Source organism: Streptomyces sp. NPDC017936, assembly GCF_044328485.1.
In the GTDB taxonomy this organism is placed as follows: domain Bacteria; phylum Actinomycetota; class Actinomycetes; order Streptomycetales; family Streptomycetaceae; genus Streptomyces.
Map to the genome: position 1 here is coordinate 388,480 of NZ_JBIRHK010000008.1, position 24,300 is coordinate 412,779.

Below are 24,300 nucleotides of genomic sequence, written 5' to 3' on the forward strand. Positions count from 1 at the left end.
TCCGGGTGGCAGGGGACTTGACGGGCGGGGGTCAGGCGACGGCACGACAGGCCAGGTCGCGCAGGAAGACCAGGACGGCCCGCGCGGTGGCGTCGTTCTGCCGGAACGCGGGCCCGCCGGTGCGCGGCCGGGTGAACGCGCCCGGCGTGCGGCCGTCGGTGTGCGGCCCGAGCGCGAAGCGCCGCGGATGCGGCCGGCCGGCCCGGTCCAGGACGCGTCCGTCGGCGCGGTCGACCCGCAGCAGGCCGTCCGGGGTCTCGGCGGCGCCGTCCTCGTGCAGTTCCCGCAGCAGCGGGTCGCGGGCGCGCCGGACCGTCGGCTCGGGCAGCCGGGCCTCGACCAGCGCCCTGGCCTCCACGGAGAACCCCGGCACGGTGGCGCTCGACGCCCGGAACACCCCGTCCTCGGCCCGTACGGCCATGTCGGCGCCGACGAACTTCAGCACCCCCGCCCGCGACAGCGCGAGCAGGTGCCGCAGCCGGGGTCCGGGCGGGCCGGAGGCGAGGTGACTGAAGAACCCGTGCCACCGGGTGCCGATGTCGCCGAGCCGCACCAGCTGCCCGTAGACGGACAGCAACGCCAGGAAGACGGCCAGGTCGGGGCTGTGGCCGGCGTCGTGGCGGCGCTCCAGGTCGGCCTCGACGTATCCCCGCAGTCCTTCCTGGAACTCCTCGGAGGACGCGTACCGCACCCCGTCCAGCGGGCGGTCGAGCGCGGCCAGGTCGAGCCGGTCGCGGGGATCGGGCACCGCGCCCGCCACGAGCACCTCCCGCTCGGCGGGGCTCGCGGCGGCGTACTTCTCCTCGAAGTCGGCCCAGGCCATCGTGGTCCGCCCGGGATGGGCGGCGAACAGCCGGTGGTAGTGGGCGAAGCCCAGCTCCTTCTCCACCAGCGGCCACACGTCCCGCCGGAAGTCGAACCCGCCGGGCCGCGCGAGCAGCCCCTCGATCTCGGCCGGTCCCAGGAAGCGGGGCAGCGGCGGCCGCTCCCCGCTCCACTCGTAGCCGATCTTCGCGTGGTACGGCACTCCGCGCCGCGAGCCGACGTGCAGCACCGGCTCCCGGCCCGAGGGGACGTAGGCGTCCCCCTCGTACCGTCCGCCGCGTCCCTCGGTGAGCAGCACCATCAGGTCGACGAAGGCGAGTCCGAAGCCGCGCACGAGGACGGGTTCGCCGGGCCGCAGCGCCGACAGGTCGCTGTCGGCGGTGAAGTCCGGCGGGAGGTGGACGAGGCCGTGCTCGTCCGCGTACGACGCCAGCGCCCGCTGCTCGTCGTCGAGTTCGGCGTCGAGGTGGCCGAGGGCGAGCACGACGAGGTCGGCGAGGAGGGGCCGGGGGCGGCCCTCCAGCCACACCTGTTGCCGGCCCTCGCGGGGACCGGTGACCCGCAGGGCACGGCGCGGGTGGTGGTGGACCGCGACGGACGGCGGCAGGGCGGCGACGGCCCGCTCGTGCACCCAGCTCAGGTAGGCGCCCTGGAGCTGCCGGTCGGCGAAGGTGCGTCCGTCGACGCCGGCCCACTCGTGCAGCGTGGGTCCGGGCCGCACGGGGCCCGCCATGTCCACCGTCTCGTCGGTGAACATGGTGACGTCCTCGGCGTGCGAGTTCATCCACAGCAGCGGTGACTGCGCGGCGCGCCAGATGCGTCCGGGGCCCGGCGGGTGCGGGTCGACGAGGTGGATGTCGAGGCCCCGGTCCGCGTACAGCTCGGGTGCGTTGGCGGCGATCCGCTCGATGAGGCCGGTCCCCCGCGGCCCGGCCCCGACGATCACCAGGGAGTGCCTCACCGGGTGCGCTCCGAACCGCGGGCGTAGTACTTCTCCACGTAGTACTGGCCGACGCTCAGCACCGAGGTGACGACGGTGTACCAGACGGTGGCGACCATCAGCAGCGGGATGACCTGGTAGGTGCGGTGGTAGACGAGCTGCACCGAGAACAGCAGGTCCTGCACGGCGATGACGCTGACGATGGAGGTGCCCTTGAGGGTGCCGATCAGCATGTTGCCGGCCGGCGGCACGATGGAGCGCATGGCCTGCGGCAGCACGATCCGCCACCAGCGCCGCCACCGGCTCAGTCCGAGCGCCTGCGCGGCCTCGATCTGCCCGCGGTCGACGGAGAGGATCCCGCCGCGCACCACCTCGGCGGCGTACGCGGCCTCGTGCAGGGTGAGGCCGATGACCGCGACGGCGACGGGGGTCAGCAGGTCGACCGTCCGCACGCCGAGGATCCGCGGGTACAGCGCCCCGATGTTGAACCACAGCAGCAGCTGCACCAGGACGGGGATCGACCGGAAGAGCCAGACGTAGCCCCAGCTCACGGCGCGCAGCACGGGGTTGGCGGAGAGCCGGGCGGCGGCGAGCAGGGTGCCGAGCGCGAAGCCGAGGACCATCACCACGGCCGTCAGCCACAGCGTGAGCCACAGGCCGCGCAGCACGGAGACGGAGGTGAAGTGGTCGGCGACGACGTCCCACCGGAACGCCTCGTTGCGCAGGACGGAGGTGACGGCGAGAGCGAGCAGGGCGAGGACGACGACGGCGGCCGCCCACTGTCCGAGCCGGCGGTGCGGGACGATCCGCAGGGCGTCCGCGGGCTCCGGTACGTCCGGTGCGGCGGGGGCTTTGGCGAGGGTGTCGGAGGACATGCGAAGGCTCCGTGACAGGCGGGGAACACGGGTGGGTGCCTTCACACCGATGCGCCGCGCGGCGCGACACGGCCGAGCCCCTCAGCAGGGCCGTCCGCCGAGACTACGACGGCGTTTCCCCTCGCTGTCAAGGCCGTCCACACTGTGAGCCTTACGTCTCAAGTCAGTTGACGCACCACCGGATGCCTGTTCCACTTGGCCCATGCATCCGCAGCAGTGGCTGGTCACGCGCTCCCACATCGACTTCGGTCGAGTGTGGTCCTGTTCCTGTTGAGCCGACCCCTCTGCGCGCCCTGATCCAGGGCGTTCTCGCGCGTTCTCTCCCTCTTCACCGGCCTTCTTCACCGGCTTCGCCTTCACCCGCGCGCCCTCCCCCTCACCTCGCGCCTTCCCGTCCTTCGGCTTTCGGCTTTCCTGGAGACCGCACACGATGCATGCGTCCACGCGTTCCCGTCAGCGCATTTTCGTCCCGTTCGCCCTGCTGACCTCGGCGACCCTGTTCCTCACCGCGTGCGGCTCCGGCACGGACGACTCCGCGGCGAGCGGTACCGCGCAGGCCGCGGCCCGGTCCGACGCGGTCCCCACCGAGGACGTCGTCTCGGCGATCCGCAAGGACGAGGCCGCCGCCCGGCTGCTGCCGTCCGGCGTGTCGAGCGTGACCCTCGCCGTCAGCGTCGGCGGCAACCCGCCCGGCACCACCTTCCTGGACGACGGAAAGACCCTGGCAGGCCAGGACGTCGACTTCGCCCGGGCCGTCGCCAAGGTGCTCGGTCTCGGGATCAGGACGGAACAGGCGAGTTTCGAGGCGATCCTGCCCGCCCTCGACAGCGGCAAGTACGACGTCGGCGTCAGCAACTTCGGCGTCACCACCGAGCGCCTGAAGACGATCGACTTCGTCACCTACATCAACGACGGCCAGGGCTTCGCCGCCCGCAAGGACAGCAAGCTGTCCCGGGTCACCGATCTGAAGCAGCTGTGCGGCCTGAACGTCGCCACCGGCGCCGGCACCACCTTCGAGTCCACGCTGGAGGAGAACAAGCACCTGTGCACCGACGCCGGGAAGAAGGCGTACGAGGTGCAGACGTACAGCGAGCAGGGCGCGATCTGGTCCTCGCTCCAGCAGGGCCGCACCGACGTCGTGATGTCCACCATCAACGGCCTGCGCTTCGCCGTCGCGCGCCAGGAGGGCGTGAGGTTCCTCAACGAGTTCCGCCGCCTCGACGTCGGCTTCGCCTTCAAGAAGGGCACGCCCCTCGCCCCCGCCTTCCGGGCCGCCGTCGACAAACTGATCGCCGACGGCACGTACGCCAGGATCCTGGAGAAGTGGGGCACGACGGGCTCGGCGATCGACAAGTCGCAGATCTCGCCGCCGGAGCTGAAGGGCTGAGGACCGGGCGCCGTCGGCCGTCGGGCGCTGCCGGCCCGAGGCCGACGGCGCCCGGTCGATCCCTAGCAGTCGCACCCGCAGCCGTCGCAGCAGCAGCCGTCGCCGCATTTCCCGCAGCAGTCACAGCAGTCGCAGCAGTCGGAGCAGTCGTCGCAGCGCGAGCAGTAGCCCTCCTTGCGTTCCCGCGTCCACGGGTCGTCGTACTCGCCGCAGCACATCTGGCACGTGCAGGCGAGCCCCGCCCAGACGAGGCAGCCCGCGAGGAGGCCGCGCCGGTCGCGGCGCGGCGGCTCCGGCGGCCAGGACGGCCCACCGGGGCCGGACGGCGCGTAGGGGTTGCCCGGGGCGGGACCGAACTGCTGCCGCGGCTGCGGGTGCCCGCACGAGGAGCTGCCGAAGGCCCGGTCGACGGACACGCGCAGCTCGTGCACGAGCAGCACGTGGGCCAGCTTCGGATCGCCGAACTCGGCCTCGCGCAGCGCCAGCCGGATGCCGTGCACGGCGTCGTCGGCGAGCCGCCTGGCCTCCGCCAGGGACGTCCCGGTCGCGGTCAGCGGGTTCCAGGCGCCCGACGCCGCGTCACTTTCCCGGTCCTCCACCGCGTCCAGGAGGTGGGCGAGCCGGCCGAAGAGGCGGCCGGCCTCGGCGAGCGGCTCGGCGTTGCCCGGCCGCCCGGCCAGGAGCGCGGTGTGCGCGAAGGCCGCGGCGGTCGCGGTCTCGGTCGGTTCGGTGACCGTCAGGATCGGCGTGCCGGGGCCGGCCAGCGTCTCGATGCCGACCTGCCGGTCCACGGCGTCGACGAGCACGGCGGTGTCGAAACCGACGGCGGATCCGCCGCGGGCGCCGGCCGCGCCCCAGCTCGTGGCGACCCGGCGCGCGGCCAGGGCGACCGGCCTGCGGGCCAGCCATCCGTCGCCGTCGGCGACGTGGTCGCGCACCTTGGCGGAGGCCAGCACCAGCGAGACGGCGGCCGCGAGCCGCGCCCCCTCGCCCTGGGCGACGGACGCGGTCCGCATGCCGCGCAGCGGGCAGGGCCCGGCCGTACGGCGCCGTCCGCCGCCCCTCCCCTCGGCCTGAGCCTCCGTCAGGACGGATATCAGCAGGCCGTCGTAGTTGGTCACCACCCTCGCGAACTGGCCGTGGTCCCGCCGCAGCGCGAGGCACAGGCCGCACAAGTGGGCCATCCACTGGGTCTTGAGCCCTTCACCGAGCCGGTGACTGCACGGTCTGACGATTCCGAACACGACGCTCCCCCGTGATCCGTACGATGTTTCCGAGCGGCCGCATCGTATCGACGGGCGGTCACGGGGGAACGGCTCGCCCGGTTCACCCGTACGCTCCGAGCGTCACCCGTACGCCCTGATCAATCATATTTCACTCACAGTCAGCAGCCGCATACCTCAGGAGCCTTGGGGCACACGGACTCTCGACGGATCGGCTGTGCACCAGTACCGTCACAAACCCCCCGCGCGGCGTCTATCCACTTGGCGCGACATCCGCATCATGGACGACCATGGGGAATGCGGATAAGGAAGAAAGACCGCTGTGAGAGGAGGCGTCCATGGGATCGGTACGCAAGGCGAGTGCCTGGCTTGGCCTCGTCGACGACAACGATGACGAGCGTTACTACGACGACGACTATTCCGAGGGGACCGACTCCGGGGACGCCTGGGTCACCGACCCCCGGGTGAGGGTCGCCACCGACACGGCCGAGGAGAGGGGCCGGCGGATCGGCACGGTGACCCCGGACAGCTTCCGGGACGCGCGGCTGATCGGCGAGCTGTTCCGCGAGGGCGTGCCGGTCATCATGAACCTCACGGCCATGGAGGCCGCCGACGCCAAGCGCGTCGTCGACTTCGCGGCCGGACTGATCTTCGGTCTGCGCGGCTCGATCGAGCGGGTCTCCACCCGGGTGTTCCTGCTGACCCCGTCCAACACCGAGATCGTGAGCGGCGATCCGGCGACCCACCGCTCGGACGGCTTCTTCAATCAGAGCTGAGGCAGGGCCGCTCACCGGCCCTGCCTCCCCCCGCGGGGGTCAGCGGAACGCGTCGAGCCCGGTGAGCGCCTTGCCCAGCACGAGCTGGTGCATCTCGACGGTGCCCTCGTAGGTGAGCACCGACTCGAGGTTGGTCGCGTGCCGCATGACGGGGTACTCCAGCGAGATCCCGTTGGCCCCGAGGACGGTCCGCGCCGTGCGGCAGATCTCGATGGCCTCCCGCACGTTGTTGAGCTTGCCGAAGCTGACCTGCTCCGGACGCAGGCGGCCGGCGTCCATGCGCCGCCCCAGGTGATGGGCGAGCAGAATCCCCTTGTGCAGTTCGACCGCCATGTCGGCGAGCTTGGCCTGGGTGAGCTGGAAGCCACCGATCGGCCGCCCGAACTGCTCCCGCGTCCTCGCGTAGTCCACGGCGGCCTCGAAGCAGGCCCGCGCCGCCCCCATGGCCCCCCACACGATCCCGTACCGGGCGTGGGACAGACAGCTCAGCGGGCCCTTGAGCCCGGCGACCTCCGGCAGCACCGCGTCGGCGGGCAGCCGCACGTCGTCGAGCACGAGCTCGCTCGTGACGCTGGCCCGCAGCGACCACTTGTGCTTGATCTCCGGCGCCAAGAACCCGGGGGTGTCGGTGGGCACGACGAATCCCCGGATCCCGGTGTCGGTCTGCGCCCACACCACGGCGACACCCGCGACGGACCCGTTGGTGATCCACATCTTCCGCCCGTCGAGGACCCAGTCGGACCCGTCGCGCTTGGCGTAGGTCCGCATCGAGGCGGGATCGGACCCGTGGTCGGGCTCGGTCAGGCCGAAGCACCCGATGACCTCGCCGGCGGCCATGCGCGGCAGCCAGGCCTGCTTCTGCTCCTCGCTGCCGAACCGGTGGATCGCGTACATGGCGAGCGAACCCTGCACGGAGACGAGGGACCGGATCCCGGAGTCGGCGGCCTCCAGCTCCAGGCACGCGAGCCCGTACTGCACGGCACTGGCCCCGGCGCACCCGTATCCCTCGAGGGACATGCCGAGCGCCCCGATCCCCCCGAGCTCCCGCGCCAGCTCGCGGATCCCGGGCAGCTCCCCCCGCTCGTACCAGTCGGCGACGTGGGGCAGCACCCGTTCCGCGGCCCACCTGCGCACGGTGTCGCGGACGGCGAGGTCCTCCGGCTCCAGCAGGTCGTCGAGACCGAGCGGATCGGTGGGGTCGAACGGGGGCAACTTCGAGGACGCGGCCATACGGGATCCTCCGGCGGGACGAAAACTAGCACCGCTAGTCACGATGTCCGCCCGACCGTACCAAACCCCGCCGCGACGGCGGAGGGGTCACACCGGGACGCGGGGCTCCGCGGCCTCCCTGGGCGCGGGCAGCCCGGCCCCCGCCGCGGGCTCCTCGGGCTCCTCGCACTGCATCACCCGCGGCAGCCGCAGCGCCATCACCGCGCCGAGCAGCAGCAGCCCCGCGCTCACCAGCAAGGTGACGTGCAGCCCGTGGACGAAACTGTCCCGGGCCGTCTGCCGCAGGGCGGCCCCCGCCGGTCCGCCGAGCCGCCCGGCGATCTCGTACGCCTCGCCCAGCGAATGCCCCGCCGCGGCCGAGGCGGCGGCCGGCACACCGGGCACCGACGACAGCCCGGGCGCGTACGCCGCGTTCATCACGCTGCCCAGCAGGGCGATCCCGATCCCGGCCCCCAGCTGGTACGAGGTCTCCCCGACCGCCGCGGCCCCGCCGGCCCGGGCCTGGGGCGCCTCGCTCAGCATCGACTCGTACGCCGCGAACAGCGTCGTCTCCAGGCCGAACCCGAGCAGCACGAACCCGGCCAGCAACAGCCCCGGGTCGTCCGACCCGCCCATCGCGGTCAGTGTCAGCACCGCGGCCGCCGTGAGGCAGAAGCCCCCGCTCACCATCCGCCGCGGTCCGAACCGCCGCAGCAGCCGGGCGCCGGCCAGCCCCGCCGCCATCGCCGCCAAGGTCAGCGGCAGCAGCCGCAGCCCCGTCTCCAGCGGGGACAGTCCGAGGACCAACTGCAGGTACTGCGCCGCGATCAGCTCCAGGCCCACCAGTGCCAGCATCGCCAGCACGATGCAGCCCACCGACGTGCTGAACGCGGGCCGGCCGAACATCCGCAGGTCCACCAGGGGATGGGCGCGCCGCCGCTGCCGCCGTACGAACAGCGCGATCAGGGCGACGCCCGCCGACAGCGGCACGAAGGTGAACGCGTCCGTCTCCCCGCCGCCGAGCCGCTTCACGCCCAGCACGACGCCGAACAGCCCGGCCGCCGCCATCAGCGCGCCCACGACGTCCCACGGGCCGTCCTCCCCGCCCCGCGACTCCGGCAGCAGCAGCCGTCCCACCGGCAGGCTGACCAGCATCAGCGGGATGTTGACGAGGAAGACCGAGCCCCACCAGAAGTGCTCGAGGAGGAAGCCGCCGAGCAGCGGCCCCACCGCCGCGCCCACCGCGGCCACCGCGCTCCAGACGCCGATCGCGAGCGCCCGCTCCCTGCGGTCCGGGAAGACCTGCCGCAGGATCGACAGGGTCGCCGGCATGATCATCGCGCCGCCCACCCCGAGGAGCGCCCGCGCGACGATGAGCACCTCGGCGCTGCCGGCGAACGCCGCCAGCGCGGAGGCGACACCGAACAGTGCGTAACCGAGCAGCAGCACCCGTCTGCGGCCCACCTTGTCACCGAGCGTGCCGAAGAGGATCAGCAGGGAGGCGCAGACCAGCGGATAGGTGTCGACGATCCAGAGCAGTTCGATCGCCCCGGGCCGGATGTCTTCGGTGACGGCGGGCACCGCGACGTGCAGCACGGTCGCGTCGACCGCGACCAGGAGCAGGCTGACGCACAGCACCACCAGCACGATCCAGCGGTTGGCACCGGCCCCGGCCGTCCGACGGCGCGGCCCGACGGCAGCCGTGGTCGTCCCGGACATGTACGTACCTCCCAGGTGCTCCTCGGGTTCGGCGGGCTCGCGGGAGGGGGGCTCCTCGCGACTCGGCCGGAGAGGAGCGGTGGTCTCCGGCCCGCGCAGACGAACGACGAGTGACACGCAGCGTACGCGAGTTCGCGGCTCGGCCACGTGGCGGACCTCTCACACTCCGGGGCAACCCGTGTGGCGTGCACCACTCCCGTCGTCGGCCCGCGCACCCCGGCGCGACCCCGCGCGCCGCGTCCGGCCGATAATCGGGCCCGTGACCGATCTTGGAACGCGCGTGACGCGGCGGGGGCCCGCGGCCCTGCGCCGGGCGGCCCCGGCCCTCGCCGGGTACGCGGCCGTCCGCGTCCTGGGCCTGCTCGCCCTCGCCGTGTGGAGCGCCGCGCGCGACAAGAGCGCGTACACGCTGCTGACGGCCCGCTGGGACGCCCTGTGGTACACGCGGGTCGCCGAGCTCGGGTACGGCTACGAGGTGCGCCTGCCCAACGGCGACGTGCACTCCGACCTGGCCTTCTTCCCGCTGCTGCCATGGCTGGAGCGGCTGCTGCACGCGGTGACCCCGCTGTCGTACGCCGACGCCGGTTTCACGGTCTCCCTGCTCGCCTCGGTGGCCGCGGCCTGGGGGATCTTCGCGGTCGCGGACCGTGTCCACGGGCGTCGGGCGGGGGTGTGCGCCGTCCTGGTGTGGGCGGTGCTGCCGGTCGGGATCGTGCAGTCGATGGCGTACAGCGAGTCGCTGTTCACCGCGCTGGCCGCCTGGTCGCTGTACGCGGTGCTCACCGACCGGTGGGTGGCCGCGGGCGCGCTGGCGTCGCTGGCGGGCCTGACCCGGCCCGTGGGGATCGCCGTGGTCGCGGCGGTGTGGGCGGCCGGCGTGCTCTCGTTCGTGCGTGACCGAAGCGCGGAGCCCGCACGGAGCGCGCGGACGACGGCACGCGCCCCCCGGTCGTCCGGTGACCCCTCGTCCCGGCGTGAAGGCGTCACCGGCGGCGCGCGCGTCACAGCACGCGCCGTCGGTCTCCTCGTCGCGCCGCTCGGCGCCGCGGGCCACGTCCTGTGGGTGGGCCGCCGCACGGGCCGGGGACCCCTCGGCTACCTCGACGTCCAGGCCGGCTGGCGCAACGGTTTCGACGGCGGCTACGCCTTCACCCGCTTCGTCCTGGAGAAGTTCACGTCCGTTCCGTCGGCCTTCGCGGGGGCCGGGCTGGTCGTCGGCGTCGCGCTGCTGATCCGGCTGTACGTCGTCTGCGTACGGCAGCGCCAGCCGCTTCCGTTGCTGGTGTACGCGGGTGCGGTCCTCGCGCTCGCCCTGTGCGCGTCGAGCTACTTCGGCTCGAAGCCGCGTCTGCTGCTGCCCGCGTTCCCCTTGCTGTTCCCCCTCGCCCTGGCCCTGTCCCGGCTGCGGCCCGCCAGGTGCGCGCTGGTGGTGGCGGGCGTCGCGGCCGCGTCGGCCGTGTACGGCGCCTGGTGGCTGAACGGTTCGGGTCCCCCGTGACCGGCCGCGCCCCACGGACGGGCACCCGCGGAATGGACCGCCCGGGCTTCGCTTAACTCATTCATAAGTTCACCAAAACCGCCCCCCGGAATGATCAAAGGAATTGAAGAGAACACCTCCGCGCGATTACCGAATCCGGCGGAATAAGCGCCCCTCTGAGAGCAACCCCACATCACATCGTCATCACAAAGCCGTGGATTCGTCAGGGAACAGAGCTCACTCCCTGTAACGTCGATTGGGTGCGTACCGAACGAAAGCCCACCCGTCTGGACCGGGTGTTCGCCAGACTCGACCGCGAGCCGGAGCGGCCGACCCACATCGACGTGCCGAAGATGAGCAGGCACCGGATCGCGCTGTTCGCCTCCACCCTCGCCTTCTACCTGGCGATCGTGTGGCTCGTGGTGATCACCTCGTGGCTGGTCCGCCTCGACTGGCAGGTCATGTTCTTCCGGCCGTACCAGCAGTGGTCCGAGATCCACTGGTTCGTCGACTACTACGTGGTCCTCGGCCAGCGCGGGCCCACCGCCGTGATGGTCGCCGCCTGGCTCGGCTGGAGATCCTGGCGCCAGCACACCCTGCGCCCGCTGCTCACGCTCGGCACCTCGCTGCTGCTGCTGAACGTCACCGTCGGCGCCGCGAAGATCGGCATGGGGCGCCTCGGACCGCACTACGCCACCACCATCGGCTCGAACGAGATGGGCCTCGGCGGCGATATATTTCCCAGCGGCCACACCGCCAACGCGGTCGTGACCTGGGGAATCCTGGCCTACCTCGCCTCCACGCCACGAGCCCGCCGCTGGCTGTCCGCGCTCTCCGCGGTCACCTCGCTCGGCGTCGGCCTGGCCACGGTCTACCTCGGTACGCACTGGCTGAGCGACGTGGTCCTCGGCTGGGCCGCCGGCCTGCTGATCCTGCTGGCGCTGCCCTGGTTCGAGCCGCTGATCGCCCGCGCCGAGTTCTGGATCCTCGACCTGCGCGACCGCTGGCGCGTCCGCGGCACCGGCACGGCGCCCACCCCGGTCCCGGTGCCGGTGTCGCTCAGGACGCGCGCCCCGGCCCAGCCGGACGAGACCACCGCCGCCCGCTCCCCGCGCGCGCCGGTCCACCTGGCCCCGGGCCCGCACGCGGTCCGCTCGGAGCGCCCGGTCACCCCGGCCGGCAGCCGCCGTCCGCCCCACGCCGACCGGCTGCCCCGCGGTACGACCACGTCGTCGGCCCGCCCCTGACGGCCGACCGGCCGCGGGCCCCGGTACGCACAGCCGGCCCCCGCACACCGAAGGCCCCGGCTCCTGGTCCAGGAGCCGGGGCCTTCGGCACGTGCCGTCCGTCGCGGGCTCAGCCCTTCCAGGCGCGGACCACGCGACCGTCGCGCACCTCCAGGTTCAGCCGGCCCACGCGGTACTCCATGGTGATGATCGTCCCGGGCTCCAGTGAGCGCACCGTCGACCACCCCCGTTCGCGGGCGAGCCGTTCGGCGTGCGCCACCTCGAGGCCGACGTACCCGTCCGGACTGTCCTGGGGCTCCGCTGGCGGAGTGGGAATCGGTGCCATACCGCCACGCTAGGACGAAGGCGCCCTCCCCGGGAAGCCCGGACCGGGACCGCGGACCGTTCCTGTCACACTTCTGTCACAGGTTCACGACACCGGTTTCCCGGGCGGCGACACGGGCGCCGTCGCTGCGGACCGTCACACGTACGGGCGATTCCCTACGCCTTCCGCGCGTATTCGAACGAAATTCCCGCGTGTCGTCCCGACACCGCGGAAAACCCGGCGGAGAGTTCCCGGAGAACCGTCCCCGGATCCCGTTCCATTCCCCTTCCGTACGACTCCGCGGGAGTCGGCTCGACATAGGAAATGCACGGCTCCCTCACATCACCTCCGTACGCTCCGGCCGGTGCGCACGGCGGCGCGAGCGACACGGCGGCGGCTCGCGGGCACCCGTGCGGCGCGGGCGGCGGCGGGCCCGGGGCGCGACGAGCGAAGGGCGAGCGAGCGATGGGGACGGAGACGGTACCGGCGGCGCGGGCCGCGGGGGCCAGGGGGCGCGGCCGGGTGGTCGTCGACTGGCTCAGCACCACCGACCACAAGAAGATCGGGCACCTCTACCTGATCACGTCGTTCGCGTTCTTCCTGGTCGGCGGGGCCATGGCGCTGATCATGCGGGCCGAGCTCGCCCGGCCGGGGACGCAGATCGTGAACAACGAGCAGTTCAACCAGTTGTTCACGCTGCACGGCACGATCATGCTGCTGCTGTTCGCGACCCCGAGTTTCGCCGGGTTCGCCAACGAGCTGATGCCGCTCCAGATCGGCTCGCCCGACGTGGCCTTCCCCCGACTGAACATGCTCTCGTACTGGCTCTTCCTCTTCGGCGGGCTGATCGTGCTCGGTTCCCTGCTGGTGCCGAGCGGGCCGGCTTCCTTCGGCTGGTTCGCCTACGCGCCGCTGAACAGCCTGGAACGCTCCCCCGGCCTCGGACCCGACCTGTGGATCATGGGTCTGGCGCTGGCGGGCTTCGGCACGATCCTCGGCGCGGTCAACTTCGTCACCACGATCATCGGCATGCGCGCGCCCGGCATGACGATGTTCCGGATGCCGATCTTCACCTGGAACACGCTGTTCACGTCGATCCTGATCCTGATGGCGTTCCCGGTGCTGGCGGCCGCGCTGCTGGTCCTGGAGGCGGACCGGCGGTTCGGGGCACAGGTGTTCGACGCCGCCAGCGGCGGGGCGCTGCTGTGGCAGCACCTGTTCTGGTTCTTCGGGCACCCCGAGGTGTACATCATCGCGCTGCCGTTCTTCGGGATCATCACGGAGATCATCCCGGTCTTCAGCCGCAAGCCGATCTTCGGCTACCTCACGCTGGTCGGCGCGACGATGGCGATCACCGGGCTCTCGGTGGTGGTGTGGGCGCACCACATGTTCGCGACCGGCGCGGTGCTGCTGCCGTTCTTCTCCTTCATGTCGTTCCTGATCGCGGTGCCGACGGGCGTGAAGTTCTTCAACTGGACCGGGACCATGATCAAGGGCTCGGTGTCCTTCGAGACGCCGATGCTGTGGGCGGTGGGCTTCCTGGTGACGTTCCTGCTCGGCGGGCTGACGGGGGTGATCCTGGCGTCGCCGCCGATGGACTTCCACGTCACCGACTCGTACTTCGTGGTGGCGCACTTCCACTACGTGGTCTTCGGCACGGTGGTCTTCGCGGTCTTCGCGGGGTTCTTCTTCTGGTGGCCGAAGTTCACCGGCAAGCTGCTCGACGAACGGCTCGGCAAGATCCAGTTCTGGACGCTGTTCGTCGGCTTCCACACCACGTTCCTGGTGCAGCACTGGCTGGGCGCCGAGGGCATGCCGCGCCGCTACGCGGACTACCTGGCCGCGGACGGCTTCACCGCCCTGAACACCGTCTCCACGATCGGCTCGTTCCTGCTCGGCCTGTCGACGCTGCCGTTCCTCCACAACGTCTGGAGGACGACCGTGTACGGCAGGAAGGTCGAGGTCGACGACCCGTGGGGCTTCGGCCGCTCGCTGGAGTGGGCGACCTCCTGCCCGCCGCCGCGCCACAACTTCACCGCGCTGCCCCGGATCCGTTCGGAGGCCCCCGCGTTCGACCTGCACCATCCGGAGCACGCGGCCGGGATCCCGCAGCCCGAGCCGAAGGGGCACCAGGCCGGCCGCGAGCCGTCCTGACCCCCGGGCCCGGCCCGGCGGGCTCCGGCACCCGGACGAACCCGCCCGGGCGGAAGGCCGCCGTCCCGGCCGTCGGGCGCCGTCCGCCCCGCGCGGCCGGGCGGCGTCTTCGCTCCCCGCGACGGCGGCGCGGCCCCGCCCGGCGGGCGCGCCCGGGCGGGGCCGCGAGGCCGCGGCCCGGGGTCAGAAGGTCAGGCGCAGGCCCGGCATGATCAGGTCCGGGTTCCCGCCGATGACGGCCTTGTTGGCGGCGTAGATCCGCTGCCAGCTGGTCCCGTGCCGGGCGGCGATGCCGCTGAGCGTGTCGCCCTGGCGGACCGTGTGGTCACCGCGGGAGCCGCTCCGGGAGCTGTGGCCCGTCGCGTGCCCGGACGCCGGGGCCGCCGTCCCGGCCGAGGGCGAACCCGGACCGGTGGAGCCCGAGTCGCCGGAGCCCGACGCGCTCGCGTTCGACGTGCCGGCGCCCGACCCGGCCGAGGGGACGTCGGGTGCGCCGCCGGACGCCCCGGCGCGCGCCGAACAGACGGGCCACGCACCCCACCCCTGCGCCCGCTGGACCTCGGTGGCGACGGCGATCTGCTGCTCCCTGCCGGCCTGGTCGGCGGTCGGCGCGTAGGCGGTGCCGCCGTACGCGCGCCAGGTGGAGGCGGAGAACTGCAGGCCGCCGTAGTAGCCGTTTCCGGTGTTGATGTGCCAGTCGCCGCCGCTCTCGCACTGGGCGATGCGGTCCCACACCCCGCCGTCCGCCGCCGCGGCGTCGCCGCCCGCGGCCAGCAGTCCGAGGGGGGCGAGAAGCGCCGCCCCGGCGAGGACCGCCGTCGTGCGCGCCTTGCCGGCGCGGGCCTGGGTGTGGGTGTTGTCGGCACATGCGGACATGGAGATCCCTCTCTACGGACCCGGGCTCCCCCCGAGCGGGGCGCGGCCGTCCGCGCGGTGGGCGCGGCCGACGCGCTCCGCCCCGTCCGCCGGCGGTCGTGCTGCGCGGTGTCCTGCTCTGCGCGGCCGGCGGACGTACCCGAGCGGTGCTCGTTGCACACGGCCGCGCAATCTATGGACGTTGCCGAACCGTTATCAAGCAACTCCCCGTCTTCCCAGGCCAGTTGGCCGTTACCGCCGGTATCGGCCGCACGCGGACGCCCACTTCGTCCGCCGATTTCATGATGTGTCGACCATCGACTCGCACCACATGTGACCCACTTCACGCAGCCAACGTCCGGAAGATTCCCTCTACTTGACGATGAGTGCCCGATTCCGCACGGATCGTGACCGCGCGTGCCGAGCCCTGCGATTCCGTTCGTCGTACAGCGTGACCCCCGCCACAGATCGCCCGTTGTCTTCTTCATGAGCCGGAAAGTCACCCGGCTCCGCCAACGCACCGCATCCCGAGGGAGTCACCCGTGCCGCGCATGCTCGACGTCAGCGACGAGGTACGCGCCGAGATCGGCGACGAAGAAGCCAACCGGCTGCTCGCCGGAGAGAACGCCCCGGGCAGTTACGACTGCACCTCCTGCCGCACCCCGGGCGACTCCGCGCACGAGCGCACCAGCACCGTCCTGTTCATCGGCGACGAGACCGCCGTCCTCGCCTTCGCCCACGCCACCTGCCTGCCCTCACAGGTCGTCCAGGTCACGGAGGAGCAACTCCAGGGCGCCGTCCGCTCGATCAGCGGCGACACCGTCGACCTGGACCCCGAGAAGGTCGTGCCCGAACAGGCCGTCCTCGGGGTCACCAGCGGACTCGTCCTGATCGCCGGGGAGTTGCACCCGGCGCTGGTCGTCGAGCCGACCGCCCCCATCGTGCGCCCGGGCACGATCGGCGTCGGCGACGACTTCCTGCCGCTCCTCATCGAGCAGGGCTTCATGCCGCTGACCGAGCTGTCCGAGGTGCCGCCGGTGCGGCACGGCTGGTCCGTGCTGCTGGCGATGGGGCAGCTGCACGCGGTGCTGCAGCCCTCGGCGAACGGCGGGCAGCCGGTGGCCTGGTGGCAGGCGCACCAGCCGCTGCAGGTGACGGAGGGCTGGCGGGCCGCCGCCAACAAGCACCAGCAGGTGCTGATGTTCGCCGCGCCGGTCGGCTCCATCGGGCGCCAGCCCCGCGAGGACCTGCTGCGGGACGCGCTCGACAAGGCGGCGGCGAACGGGAAGCTGGTCGGAGCGGCGCTCCCGCTGGCCGGGACCTGAGTGCCGTCCGGGCGGGACGCCGCCGACGGCCGAGGGCCGTGCGTGGCCGTTCGCGCCCGCGTCGCGGGCCCACGTGCCGATGCGCCCCGCGCCCCCTTCGGGGCGCCCTCCGGCCGCATCCCTTCCCGTCCGACCTCGTTTGGACATACGTGCACACCTACGACGTTCCCCGCCGCCAGGCCCACCAGTCGATCCCGTCCGCACGACCGGCTCCGGAAACCCCCTCGGGCCCCTCGGCCACGCCGATCTACGACGCGCTCTACGCCGAGTACGTCAAGTCGTTCCGATCGCTGCCCGGGGACCGCAGCGGGGAGGACGAACCGGGGTTCACCGCCTTCGGGTACGCGCCGCACAGCACAGGGTCGTTCGGCAGCTCGCACACCGGCTCCTACAGCGCCTACAGCGCGGGCGCGCAGAGCGCGCGCAGCGGGCTCGGCCAGCAGCCGCAGTCGCCGTGGCAGCGGGTCGGACCGCTCGGCCAGGGGAGCCGGCAACCCGCGCGCACGGGCATGCACCACGTCCCGGCGGCCCTGCCCCCCGCTCCCCGCAGGGGCCTGTGAGCCACGGCGGTTCCCGACACGTCCGGAGGGCGGCACCCACCACCGGGTGCCGCCCTCCGGACGTCGTGTCACTTCTTCTTGCCGCGCTTCTCGCGCACCCGCACCGAGATGTGGATCGGCGTGCCCTCGAAGCCGAACTCCTCGCGTAGCCGGCGCTCGATGAACCGCCGGTAGCCCGCCTCGATGAAACCCGACGCGAACAGCACGAACCGCGGCGGCTTGGTGCCGGCCTGGGTGCCGAAGAGGATGCGCGGCTGCTTGCCGCCCCGGATGGGGTGCGGGTGGGCGGCGACCAGTTCGCCAAGGAAGGCGTTCAGGCGGCCCGTGGGGACCCGGGTCTCCCAGCCGGCCAGAGCCGTCTCGATCGCGGGGACCAGCTTCTCCATGTGCCGTCCGGTGCGCGCCGAGACGTTCACCCGGGGCGCCCACGCCACCTGGCCGAGCTCGGTCTCGATCTCCCGCTCCAGGTAGTAGCGGCGCTCCTCGTCGAGGGTGTCCCACTTGTTGTAGGCGAGGACGAGCGCGCGGCCCGCCTCCACGGCCATGGTGACGATGCGCTGGTCCTGGACCGAGATGCTCTCGGCGGCGTCGATCAGGACGACGGCCACCTCGGCCTTCTCGACGGCGGCCGCGGTGCGCAGCGAGGCGTAGTAGTCGGCGCCCTGCTGGAGGTGGACGCGCTTGCGGATGCCGGCCGTGTCGACGAACTTCCAGGTGACTCCGCCCAGTTCGATCAGCTCGTCGACCGGGTCACGGGTGGTGCCGGCCAGCTCGTTGACCACGACGCGCTCCTCGCCGGCCACCTTGTTCAGCAGCGAGGACTTGCCGACGTTCGGGCGGCCGATGAGCGCGATGCGGCGCGGGCCGCCGACGGCCGTGCCGAAGGTCTGCTCCGGCGCCTCCGGGAGCGCCTCCAGGACGGAGTCCAGCATGTCGCCGGTGCCCCGGCCGTGCAGCGCGGACACCGGGTGCGGCTCGCCCAGGCCCAGGTTCCACAGGTAGGCCGCGTCGGCCTCGCCGCTGGGGCCGTCGACCTTGTTGGCGCACAGCACGACGGGCTTGCCCGCCTTGCGCAGCAGACGGACGACCGCCTCGTCGGTGTCGGTGGCGCCGACCTTGGCGTCGACGACGAACACGACGGCGTCGGCGGCCTCGATCGCGTACTCGGCCTGCGCGGCCACCGAGGCGTCGATGCCGAGGACGTCCTGCTCCCAGCCGCCGGTGTCGACGACCTTGAAGCGGCGGCCCGCCCACTCGGCCTCGTAGGTGACGCGGTCGCGGGTGACGCCCGGCTTGTCCTCGACGACGGCCTCACGGCGGCCGATGATCCGGTTGACGAGGGTCGACTTGCCGACGTTGGGACGGCCGACGACGGCGAGCACGGGCAGCGGCCCGTGTCCGGCCGCCTCGATGGCGCCCTCGACGTCCTCGAGGTCGAAGCCCTCTTCCGCGGCGAGCTCCATGAACTCCGCGTACTCGGCGTCGCCGAGCGCCCCGTGATCGTGCTCGAAGGCGTCCGAGCCGTCGGGCTGGCTGTGGTCGTTCATGAAGTCCGTACCTCGTCGTTCATCGTGGTGGTCGGTGGACCGCCCGTTTCCCCGGGGTGATCCACTACTCAGTGTCGCCCGGCGCCCCGTCGGACGCCCGGCGATTATTCGCCCGCCGCCCGGCGGCCGGTGAAGCGTCTGGCGTGGTCCAGGTGGGCGGCCAGCTGCTTCTGGATGCGCTCGGTCGCCTCGTCCAGGGCCTTGCGCGTGCGCCGTCCGCTGCCGTCGCCCGCCTCGAACGGGTCGCCGAAGACGACGTCGACGCGGGAGCGCAACGGGGGCAGCCCCTTCATCAACCGTCCGCTCCGCCCGGAACTTCCCAGGACGGCGACGGGGACGATCGGCGCCCCGCTGCGCACCGCGAAGTAGGCGAGCCCGGCCCGCAGGGAGGCGAAGTCGCCCTCGCCGCGGGTGCCCTCCGGGAAGATCCCGAGGACGCCGCCGTTCTCCAGCACGCCCAGCGCGCGGGTGATCGCCGTGCGGTCGGTGCTCTCGCGGTCCACCTTCAGCTGGCCGATGCCGGTCAGGAAGGGGTCGAGGGGGCCGACGAACGCCTCCTTCTTGATCAGGAAGTGCGTCGGCCGGGGCGCCACGCCCATGACCATCGGTCCGTCGATGTTGTGGGAGTGGTTGACGGCGAAGATCACCGGACCGCTCGCCGGGACCTTCCAGGCGCCCAGCACCCGCGGTCTCCACAGCCCGTACATCAGGCCGACGCCGATGCGCCGCCCGACCTCGGCACCCCTCTCGGAGGGCAGCTCGCTCACTTCGCGGCCCGCTTCTCCCCGACGAGGGTGACGACGCACTCGATGACCTGGGCCAGCGTCAGCTCGGTGGTGTCCACCTCGACGGCGTCGTCCGCCTTGGCGAGCGGGGAGGTCTTGCGGGAGGAGTCGGCCGCGTCCCGCTTGATCAGCGCCTCGCGGGTGGCGTGGACGTCCGCGCCCTTGAGCTCGCCGCTGCGGCGGGCGGCGCGGGCCTCCGGCGAGGCCGTGAGGAAGATCTTCAGGTCGGCGTCCGGCAGCACGGTCGTGCCGATGTCCCGGCCCTCGACGACGATGCCCTTCTCGGCGGCGGCCGCCAGCGACCGCTGGAGCTCGGTGATCCGGGCCCGCACCTCCGGCACCGCGCTGACCGCGCTGACCTTGGAGGTGACCTCCTGCGTACGGATCGGGCCGGAGACGTCGGTGCCGTCCACGGTGATCGTCGGGTTCGCCGGGTCGGTGCCGGAGACGATCTCCGCCTTGCCGGCGACGGCGGCGATCGCCGAGGGGTCCTCGATGTCGATGCCGTTGGCCACCATCCACCACGTGATCGCCCGGTACTGCGCGCCGGTGTCCAGGTAGCTCAGGCCGAGCTGCGCGGCCACGGCCTTGGACGTGCTCGACTTGCCCGTGCCGGAGGGGCCGTCGATGGCGACAATCACGGGCTGGGCGGCGCCGTTTTCCACGGGGGGACACCTTCCTGGTGCGAGGTGGTGGGCTCGGGGGCGACACTGCGCCCCGCACAAGGTTACTGGGTGCGGGTCACTCGTCCGGCCGCCCGCCGGTGCCGCGGCGGCGCCGGCCGGGGCGATCCGGCCCGTCCGGCGGCCGCTCCCCGTCGCGGGCCCGGCGCGGCCGGCCCGTCCGGCGTTCGAGCGCGAGGCCCGTGCGGGGCCGCAGCGGTGGTCCGGGACGGCGGCCCGGCGGGTCCGGCGCTCTCCCGGCCGGGACGGCGATCGAGGCGGGCGCGGGACGAGGGGTCCGGGGCGGAGCCCCCGGCGACGCCCACGCCGGCGCCGGGCGCCTCGACGGCGCAGGACGCCCTACTGCCGGAGGGCCCACCCTCTCTCCCGCAGCGCCGAGGACAGCACCACCGCGCTCTTCGGCTCGACCATCAACTGCACCAGGCCCGCCTGCTGCCCCGTCGCGTGCTCGATCCGCACGTCCTCGATGTTGATCCCGGCCAGTCCCGCGTCGGCGAAGATGCGGGCCAGCTGCCCCGGCTGGTCGTCGATCAGCACCGCGACGACCTCGTACGCCCGCGGAGCGGACCCGTGCTTGCCGGGGACGCGGACCTGCCCCGCGTTGCCCCGGCGCAGGACGTCCTCGACGCCGCCGGCGCCGTCGCGGCGCTCGTCCTCGTCGGAGGACTGCAGCGCCCGCAGCGCCCGGACGGTCTCCTCCAGGTCGGCGGCGACGTCGGTGAGCAGGTCGGCGACCGGTCCGGGGTTCGCGGACAGGATGTCGATCCACATCCGGGGGTCGGAGGCGGCGATCCGGGTCACGTCCCGGATGCCCTGCCCGCACAGCCGTACGGCGGCCTCCTCGGCGTTCTCCAGACGGGCGGCGACCAGGCTGGAGACCAGGTGGGGCATGTGGGAGACGAGCGCGACCGCCCGGTCGTGGGCGTCCGCGTCCATCACCACGGGGACCGCCCGGCAGTGCGAGACCAGTTCCAGGGCGAGGTTCAGCACCTCGGTGTCGGTGTCCCGGGTGGGCGTCAGCACCCAGGGGCGGCCCTCGAAGAGGTCGGCGGTCGCGGCCAGCGGACCGGACTTCTCCCGGCCCGACATGGGATGCGTGCCGAGGTACGCCGAGAGGTCGAGGCCGAGGGCCTCCAGCTCGCGGCGCGGCCCGCCCTTGACGCTGGCGACGTCGAGGTAGCCGCGGGCCGCCCCCCGGCGCATGGCGTCGGCGAGCACGCCGGCGACGTGGGCCGGCGGGGCGGCGACGATCGCGACGTCGACCGGGCCGTCGGGGGCCTCGTCGGTGCCGGCGCCGAGCGCGGCCGCCGTACGGGCCTGCTGGGGGTCGTGGTCCTCCAGGTGGACGACGACGCCCCGCTGGGCGAGGGCCAGGGCCGCGGAGGTGCCGATGAGCCCGGTTCCGATGACGAGCGCGGTCCTCACTGGGCGATGTCCTTGCGCAGGGCGGCGGCGGCGCCGAGGTAGACGTGGTGGAGGCCGGCGCGGGGCCGGTCGGACTCGACGTGCGCGAGGACGCGCACGACCCGCGGCATGGCGCCCCGGACGTCGAGCTCCTGGGCGCAGATCAGCGGGACGTCGACGATGCCGAGCTTGCGGGCGGCGGCGGCCGGGAAGTCGCTGTGCAGATCGGGCGTCGCCGTGAACCAGATGCTGATCAGGTCGTCGGCGCTGAGGGAGTTCCGCTCCATGAGGGCGGTGAGCAGGGCTCCGACCTGCTCGTCCATGTGGCCGGCTTCGTCCCTCTCCAGCTGGACGGCCCCCCGGACCGCTCGTACCGCCACGGCACCGCTCCTTGTCCCCGTAGGTATCGCTGTTCCCGTAGGTGTCGCGCTTCGCCCGTCCAGCCTAGTCAGCCCCGGGCGGGGCCGGTGCGCGCCGCCCGTCCGCTGAGACGGCGGCCCGCGCCGGCGCGGTGACCGCCCGCCGTGCGCCGCCCCGCGCGCTCGGCCGTCGGGCGTACGGTCGGCGCGTTTTGCGGCGCTCCCTCCCGGGTTGCTTCTTCTTCGGCGCCTTCGGTGCCAAGATGCTGCTGCTCCGCCCGGAGCGCCTCCCCCTGGCTTCCGCCGGTCGTCGGCGGGCTCGCCCCGCCGTGTCCAGGAGCGTCCGGCCGGCCCCCTCCCCCGCCCTTCCGCACCTTCGGAGTGACGACATGACCCACCCCGCCTCGCGCCGGACGGTTCTCCTCGCGACGGGCGCGGCGGCACTCGCCGTCGGCTGCAGCGACGGCGACGACGGCTCCGCCTCCGAGACCACCGCCGAGGCGACGGCCGGGACCGCGGCCGCGCCCCCGGCCGTCGCCGCCGGGAAGAAACTGGCCGCCACGGCCGACATCCCCGTCGGCGGCGGCACGGTCTTCGCGGAGGAGAAGGTGGTCGTCACCCAGCCGGCCAAGGGTGACTTCAAGGCCTTCTCCGCGATCTGCACCCATCAGGGCTGCACGGTCTCCACCGTCGCCGACGGCACCATCAACTGCGCCTGCCACAAGAGCAGCTTCAGCATCGCCGACGGCTCGGTCACCGCCGGCCCGGCGACCGAGCCGCTGCCGGCCGAGCCCATCACCGTGCGGGGCGACACCATCGCCCTGGCCTGATCACAGGTCCCACAGGGCCCCGAGCGTCACCAGTTCCCCGCCGTACTCGATCCGGTCCGCCCACTCCGTCGGCCACGCCTCGGAGCCCGCGTACGCGCCCGCGAAGGCCCCCGTCAGGCAGGCGACGGAGTCGGAGTCGCCGGACGAGCAGGCGGCCCGGCGCAGGGCGGTGACCGGCTCGTCGGGGAAGAGCAGGAAGCACAGCAGCCCGGTCGCCAGGGCCTCCTCGGCGATCCACCCGGCCCCGGTGGCCAGGCACGGGTCGGTCTCGGGCGAGGGCGTGCGCAGTGCCTCCCGGAGGCGGTCCAGGACGGCCAGGCACTCGTCCCAGCCGCGCGCGGAGAAGTGCTCCGGGCCCGGGTCCTGGCTCCGGGTCCACAGATCGCCCAGCCAGCGCTCGTGGTAGCGGCCGCGGTTGTCGAGGGCGTACGAGCGCAGCAGCCCGACCAGGGCGGCCGGCTCGGCGCCCTGCGCGAGCAGCCGCACGGCGTGGGCGGTGAGGTCGGAGGCGGCGAGCGCGGTGGGGTGGCCGTGGGTGAGGGCGGCCTGGAGCTGCGCGGCGCCGGCGCGCTGTTCGTCGCTGAGGCCGGGCGCGAGACCGAGGGGGGCGACGCGCATGTTGGCGCCGCAGCCCTTGGAGCCGATCCGGCTGGCGTCCTGCCAGAGCCGCCCCTCGTCCTCCAGCAGGTCGCAGGCGGTCAGGCAGGTCCGGCCCGGGGCGCGGTTGTTGTCGGGCGAGCGGTACCAGTCGACGAACTCCTCGCGCAGCGGCCGCTCGAGGCGCGACGGCACGAGCGGTCCCCGGTCCATGGCCGAGCGCAGGGCCCGTCCGACCGCGAGGGTCATCTGGGTGTCGTCGGAGACGAAGGCGCGCGTCGGAAGCTCCATCTCGCGCCAGGGTCCGCACTTGGCGAGGATCGAGGGGACGTCGTTGAACTCGGTGGGAAACCCGAGCGCGTCCCCCAGCGCGAGGCCCACGAGGGCTCCGGTGGCGGCGCGCTTCCTGACGGTGGTGGTGGCGGTCATGCCGGACGTCCTTCCCGGGGCGGTCGCAGCAGCGGTGGGTGGAGGGTGGTGGCGGTGCCCGCGCGGTAGAGGGCGGCCGGTTTGCCCCGGCCCCCGGTCAGCCGCGCGGCGCCGGGGACGGGTTCGACGAAGCCGGGTGTGGCCAGCACCTTGCGGCGGAAGTTGGGGCGGTCCAGACCGGTGCCCCACACCGTCTCGTAGACCCGCTGGAGCTCGCCGAGGGTGAACTCGGGCGGGCAGAAGGCGGTGGCCAGGCAGGTGTACTCGAGCTTGGCGCCGACCCGGTCGTGGGCGTCGGCCAGGATCCGGTCGTGGTCGAAGGCGAGCGGCCCCGCGTCGTCGTACGGCAGCCAGCGCGCCTGGGCCGCGTCGCCGCCGCCGCGCGGTTCGGGGGCGTCGGGCAGCAGCGCGGCGAAGGCGACGGAGACGACCCGCATCCGGGGGTCGCGGCCGGGCTCGCTGTAGGTGCGCAACTGCTCCAGGTGCAGCCCGGAGACGTCCTCCAGGCCGGTCTCCTCGGCGAGTTCGCGCCGGGCCGCCGTCTCCGCGGACTCCTCGGGCAGCACGAAGCCCCCGGGCAGCGCCCAGCGGCCGGCGTACGGCTCCTGCCCCCGTTCGACGAGCAGGACGTGCAGCGCGCCCGAGCGCAGGGTGAGGACGGCGAGGTCGACGGTGACGGCGAAGGGCTCGAAGGCGTACTTGTCGTAGCCCCGCATCCCCCCCACCTCCTTAATAGTCGTAACGACTATAAACATGCCGGGTGTCCGGGCACAAGGAAGCGGCCGGCTCC

General features: G+C 73.1%; 22 protein-coding genes and 1 pseudogene. 9 read left to right on the top strand and 14 right to left on the bottom strand.

Going from position 1 to position 24,300, the window contains the following annotated elements; translation table 11 throughout:
- Nucleotides 1-31: 31 nt before the first annotated feature.
- Complete coding sequence (locus ACH4F6_RS19610) at nt 32-1,786, bottom strand: FAD/NAD(P)-binding protein (RefSeq protein WP_397961477.1); 1,755 nt, start codon at nt 1,784-1,786, stop codon at nt 32-34.
- Nucleotides 1,783-2,640, bottom strand: coding sequence for an amino acid ABC transporter permease (locus ACH4F6_RS19615; protein WP_397961478.1), 858 nt, complete (start codon nt 2,638-2,640; stop codon nt 1,783-1,785). Before ACH4F6_RS19615 ends, ACH4F6_RS19610 begins: the two co-directional genes overlap by 4 nt.
- A 430-nt stretch (nt 2,641-3,070) precedes the next feature.
- Between ACH4F6_RS19615 and ACH4F6_RS19620 the strand changes: the two genes are divergently transcribed.
- Nucleotides 3,071-4,027: an ABC transporter substrate-binding protein gene (locus ACH4F6_RS19620; RefSeq protein ID WP_397961479.1), complete on the top strand. Its 957-nt coding sequence runs from the start codon at nt 3,071-3,073 to the stop codon at nt 4,025-4,027.
- A gap of 62 nt (nt 4,028-4,089) precedes the next feature.
- Here ACH4F6_RS19620 and ACH4F6_RS19625 read toward each other — a convergent pair whose 3' ends face one another.
- Nucleotides 4,090-5,271, bottom strand: coding sequence for a DUF5685 family protein (locus ACH4F6_RS19625; protein WP_397961480.1), 1,182 nt, complete (start codon nt 5,269-5,271; stop codon nt 4,090-4,092).
- Between the two features lie 317 nt (nt 5,272-5,588).
- On the opposite strand from ACH4F6_RS19625, the gene ACH4F6_RS19630 reads away from it, so the two are divergent.
- Nucleotides 5,589-6,026 (top strand): cell division protein SepF, encoded by a 438-nt coding sequence (locus ACH4F6_RS19630; protein WP_397961482.1) that lies wholly within the window; start codon nt 5,589-5,591, stop codon nt 6,024-6,026.
- Between the two features lie 39 nt (nt 6,027-6,065).
- Here the strand turns inward: ACH4F6_RS19630 and ACH4F6_RS19635 are convergent, their stop codons facing one another.
- Both ACH4F6_RS19635 and ACH4F6_RS19640 read right to left on the bottom strand, forming a co-directional pair.
- On the bottom strand, nt 6,066-7,256 hold the full coding sequence (locus ACH4F6_RS19635) for an acyl-CoA dehydrogenase family protein (protein ID WP_397961483.1): 1,191 nt from the start codon (nt 7,254-7,256) through the stop codon (nt 6,066-6,068).
- A gap of 87 nt (nt 7,257-7,343) precedes the next feature.
- The gene (locus ACH4F6_RS19640; RefSeq protein WP_397961484.1) at nt 7,344-8,954 is read right to left on the bottom strand and encodes an MFS transporter; all 1,611 of its coding nucleotides are present in this window, start codon (nt 8,952-8,954) and stop codon (nt 7,344-7,346) included.
- Nucleotides 8,955-9,213: 259 nt separating this feature from the next.
- On the opposite strand from ACH4F6_RS19640, the gene ACH4F6_RS19645 reads away from it, so the two are divergent.
- Together ACH4F6_RS19645 and ACH4F6_RS19650 are read left to right on the top strand one after the other, a co-directional pair.
- The gene (locus ACH4F6_RS19645) at nt 9,214-10,452 is read left to right on the top strand and encodes a glycosyltransferase family 39 protein (protein ID WP_397961485.1); all 1,239 of its coding nucleotides are present in this window, start codon (nt 9,214-9,216) and stop codon (nt 10,450-10,452) included.
- Nucleotides 10,453-10,691: 239 nt separating this feature from the next.
- Entirely contained in the window at nt 10,692-11,678 is a 987-nt protein-coding gene (locus ACH4F6_RS19650) for a phosphatase PAP2 family protein (RefSeq protein WP_397961486.1), read from the top strand.
- A 109-nt stretch (nt 11,679-11,787) separates the two neighbouring features.
- Here ACH4F6_RS19650 and ACH4F6_RS19655 read toward each other — a convergent pair whose 3' ends face one another.
- The gene (locus tag ACH4F6_RS19655) at nt 11,788-12,003 is read right to left on the bottom strand and encodes an I78 family peptidase inhibitor (RefSeq protein ID WP_397961487.1); all 216 of its coding nucleotides are present in this window, start codon (nt 12,001-12,003) and stop codon (nt 11,788-11,790) included.
- Between the two features lie 444 nt (nt 12,004-12,447).
- On the opposite strand from ACH4F6_RS19655, the gene ctaD reads away from it, so the two are divergent.
- Nucleotides 12,448-14,136, top strand: coding sequence for a cytochrome c oxidase subunit I (ctaD, locus tag ACH4F6_RS19660; protein ID WP_397961488.1), 1,689 nt, complete (start codon nt 12,448-12,450; stop codon nt 14,134-14,136).
- Nucleotides 14,137-14,319: 183 nt separating this feature from the next.
- Here ctaD and ACH4F6_RS19665 read toward each other — a convergent pair whose 3' ends face one another.
- Nucleotides 14,320-15,012 carry a transglycosylase family protein gene (locus ACH4F6_RS19665; protein WP_397961490.1) on the bottom strand — a complete coding sequence of 231 codons (693 nt, stop codon included), beginning with the start codon at nt 15,010-15,012 and terminating at the stop codon, nt 14,320-14,322.
- A gap of 521 nt (nt 15,013-15,533) precedes the next feature.
- Here ACH4F6_RS19665 and ACH4F6_RS19670 point away from each other — a divergent pair.
- Both ACH4F6_RS19670 and ACH4F6_RS19675 read left to right on the top strand, forming a co-directional pair.
- Nucleotides 15,534-16,316: a hypothetical protein gene (locus tag ACH4F6_RS19670; RefSeq protein WP_397961491.1), complete on the top strand. Its 783-nt coding sequence runs from the start codon at nt 15,534-15,536 to the stop codon at nt 16,314-16,316.
- Nucleotides 16,317-16,465: 149 nt separating this feature from the next.
- On the top strand, nt 16,466-16,876 hold the full coding sequence (locus ACH4F6_RS19675) for a hypothetical protein (RefSeq protein WP_397961493.1): 411 nt from the start codon (nt 16,466-16,468) through the stop codon (nt 16,874-16,876).
- 68 nt (nt 16,877-16,944) lie between these two features.
- On the opposite strand, the gene der is transcribed toward ACH4F6_RS19675, so the two are convergent.
- The 5 genes from der to aroH form a co-directional block, all read right to left on the bottom strand.
- A complete protein-coding gene (der, locus tag ACH4F6_RS19680; RefSeq protein ID WP_397961494.1) occupies nt 16,945-18,423 on the bottom strand; it encodes a ribosome biogenesis GTPase Der in 1,479 nt (492 codons plus the stop codon).
- A 104-nt stretch (nt 18,424-18,527) separates the two neighbouring features.
- Nucleotides 18,528-19,190: a lysophospholipid acyltransferase family protein gene (locus ACH4F6_RS19685; RefSeq protein WP_397961495.1), complete on the bottom strand. Its 663-nt coding sequence runs from the start codon at nt 19,188-19,190 to the stop codon at nt 18,528-18,530.
- Nucleotides 19,187-19,873 (bottom strand): (d)CMP kinase, encoded by a 687-nt coding sequence (cmk, locus tag ACH4F6_RS19690; RefSeq protein ID WP_397961496.1) that lies wholly within the window; start codon nt 19,871-19,873, stop codon nt 19,187-19,189. Before cmk ends, ACH4F6_RS19685 begins: the two co-directional genes overlap by 4 nt.
- 357 nt (nt 19,874-20,230) lie before the next feature.
- Complete coding sequence (locus ACH4F6_RS19695; RefSeq protein WP_397961497.1) at nt 20,231-21,316, bottom strand: prephenate dehydrogenase; 1,086 nt, start codon at nt 21,314-21,316, stop codon at nt 20,231-20,233.
- Nucleotides 21,313-21,675, bottom strand: a complete 363-nt coding sequence (gene aroH / locus ACH4F6_RS19700) for a chorismate mutase (RefSeq protein WP_397961498.1) — start codon at nt 21,673-21,675, stop codon at nt 21,313-21,315. The genes ACH4F6_RS19695 and aroH overlap by 4 nt, the downstream gene beginning before the upstream one ends.
- Nucleotides 21,676-21,806: 131 nt before the next feature.
- Between aroH and ACH4F6_RS19705 the strand changes: the two are divergent.
- Both ACH4F6_RS19705 and ACH4F6_RS19710 read left to right on the top strand, forming a co-directional pair.
- Nucleotides 21,807-21,935 (top strand): annotated as a pseudogene (locus tag ACH4F6_RS19705) (DUF6529 family protein); the annotation flags it as partial.
- A gap of 108 nt (nt 21,936-22,043) precedes the next feature.
- Complete coding sequence (locus ACH4F6_RS19710) at nt 22,044-22,484, top strand: Rieske (2Fe-2S) protein (RefSeq protein ID WP_397961538.1); 441 nt, start codon at nt 22,044-22,046, stop codon at nt 22,482-22,484.
- Here ACH4F6_RS19710 and ACH4F6_RS19715 read toward each other — a convergent pair whose 3' ends face one another.
- A complete protein-coding gene (locus ACH4F6_RS19715; RefSeq protein WP_397961499.1) occupies nt 22,485-23,510 on the bottom strand; it encodes an ADP-ribosylglycohydrolase family protein in 1,026 nt (341 codons plus the stop codon).
- Nucleotides 23,507-24,226, bottom strand: a complete 720-nt coding sequence (locus ACH4F6_RS19720; RefSeq protein ID WP_397961500.1) for an NUDIX domain-containing protein — start codon at nt 24,224-24,226, stop codon at nt 23,507-23,509. The genes ACH4F6_RS19715 and ACH4F6_RS19720 overlap by 4 nt, the downstream gene beginning before the upstream one ends.
- Nucleotides 24,227-24,300 lie beyond the last annotated feature (74 nt).

Excerpts from the sequence above, each read along its gene's own strand:
- ACH4F6_RS19615 (WP_397961478.1), bottom strand. The coding sequence starts at position 2,640 with ATGTCCTCCGACACCCTCGCCAAAGCCCCCGCCGCACCGGACGTACCG.
- ACH4F6_RS19620 (WP_397961479.1), top strand. The coding sequence starts at position 3,071 with ATGCATGCGTCCACGCGTTCCCGTCAGCGCATTTTCGTCCCGTTCGCC.
- ACH4F6_RS19630 (WP_397961482.1), top strand. The coding sequence starts at position 5,589 with ATGGGATCGGTACGCAAGGCGAGTGCCTGGCTTGGCCTCGTCGACGAC.
- ACH4F6_RS19635 (WP_397961483.1), bottom strand. The coding sequence starts at position 7,256 with ATGGCCGCGTCCTCGAAGTTGCCCCCGTTCGACCCCACCGATCCGCTC.
- ACH4F6_RS19640 (WP_397961484.1), bottom strand. The coding sequence starts at position 8,954 with ATGTCCGGGACGACCACGGCTGCCGTCGGGCCGCGCCGTCGGACGGCC.
- ACH4F6_RS19655 (WP_397961487.1), bottom strand. The coding sequence starts at position 12,003 with ATGGCACCGATTCCCACTCCGCCAGCGGAGCCCCAGGACAGTCCGGAC.
- ctaD (WP_397961488.1), top strand. The coding sequence starts at position 12,448 with ATGGGGACGGAGACGGTACCGGCGGCGCGGGCCGCGGGGGCCAGGGGG.
- ACH4F6_RS19665 (WP_397961490.1), bottom strand. The coding sequence starts at position 15,012 with ATGTCCGCATGTGCCGACAACACCCACACCCAGGCCCGCGCCGGCAAG.
- der (WP_397961494.1), bottom strand. The coding sequence starts at position 18,423 with ATGAACGACCACAGCCAGCCCGACGGCTCGGACGCCTTCGAGCACGAT.
- ACH4F6_RS19710 (WP_397961538.1), top strand. The coding sequence starts at position 22,044 with ATGACCCACCCCGCCTCGCGCCGGACGGTTCTCCTCGCGACGGGCGCG.
- ACH4F6_RS19715 (WP_397961499.1), bottom strand. The coding sequence starts at position 23,510 with ATGACCGCCACCACCACCGTCAGGAAGCGCGCCGCCACCGGAGCCCTC.
- ACH4F6_RS19720 (WP_397961500.1), bottom strand. The coding sequence starts at position 24,226 with ATGCGGGGCTACGACAAGTACGCCTTCGAGCCCTTCGCCGTCACCGTC.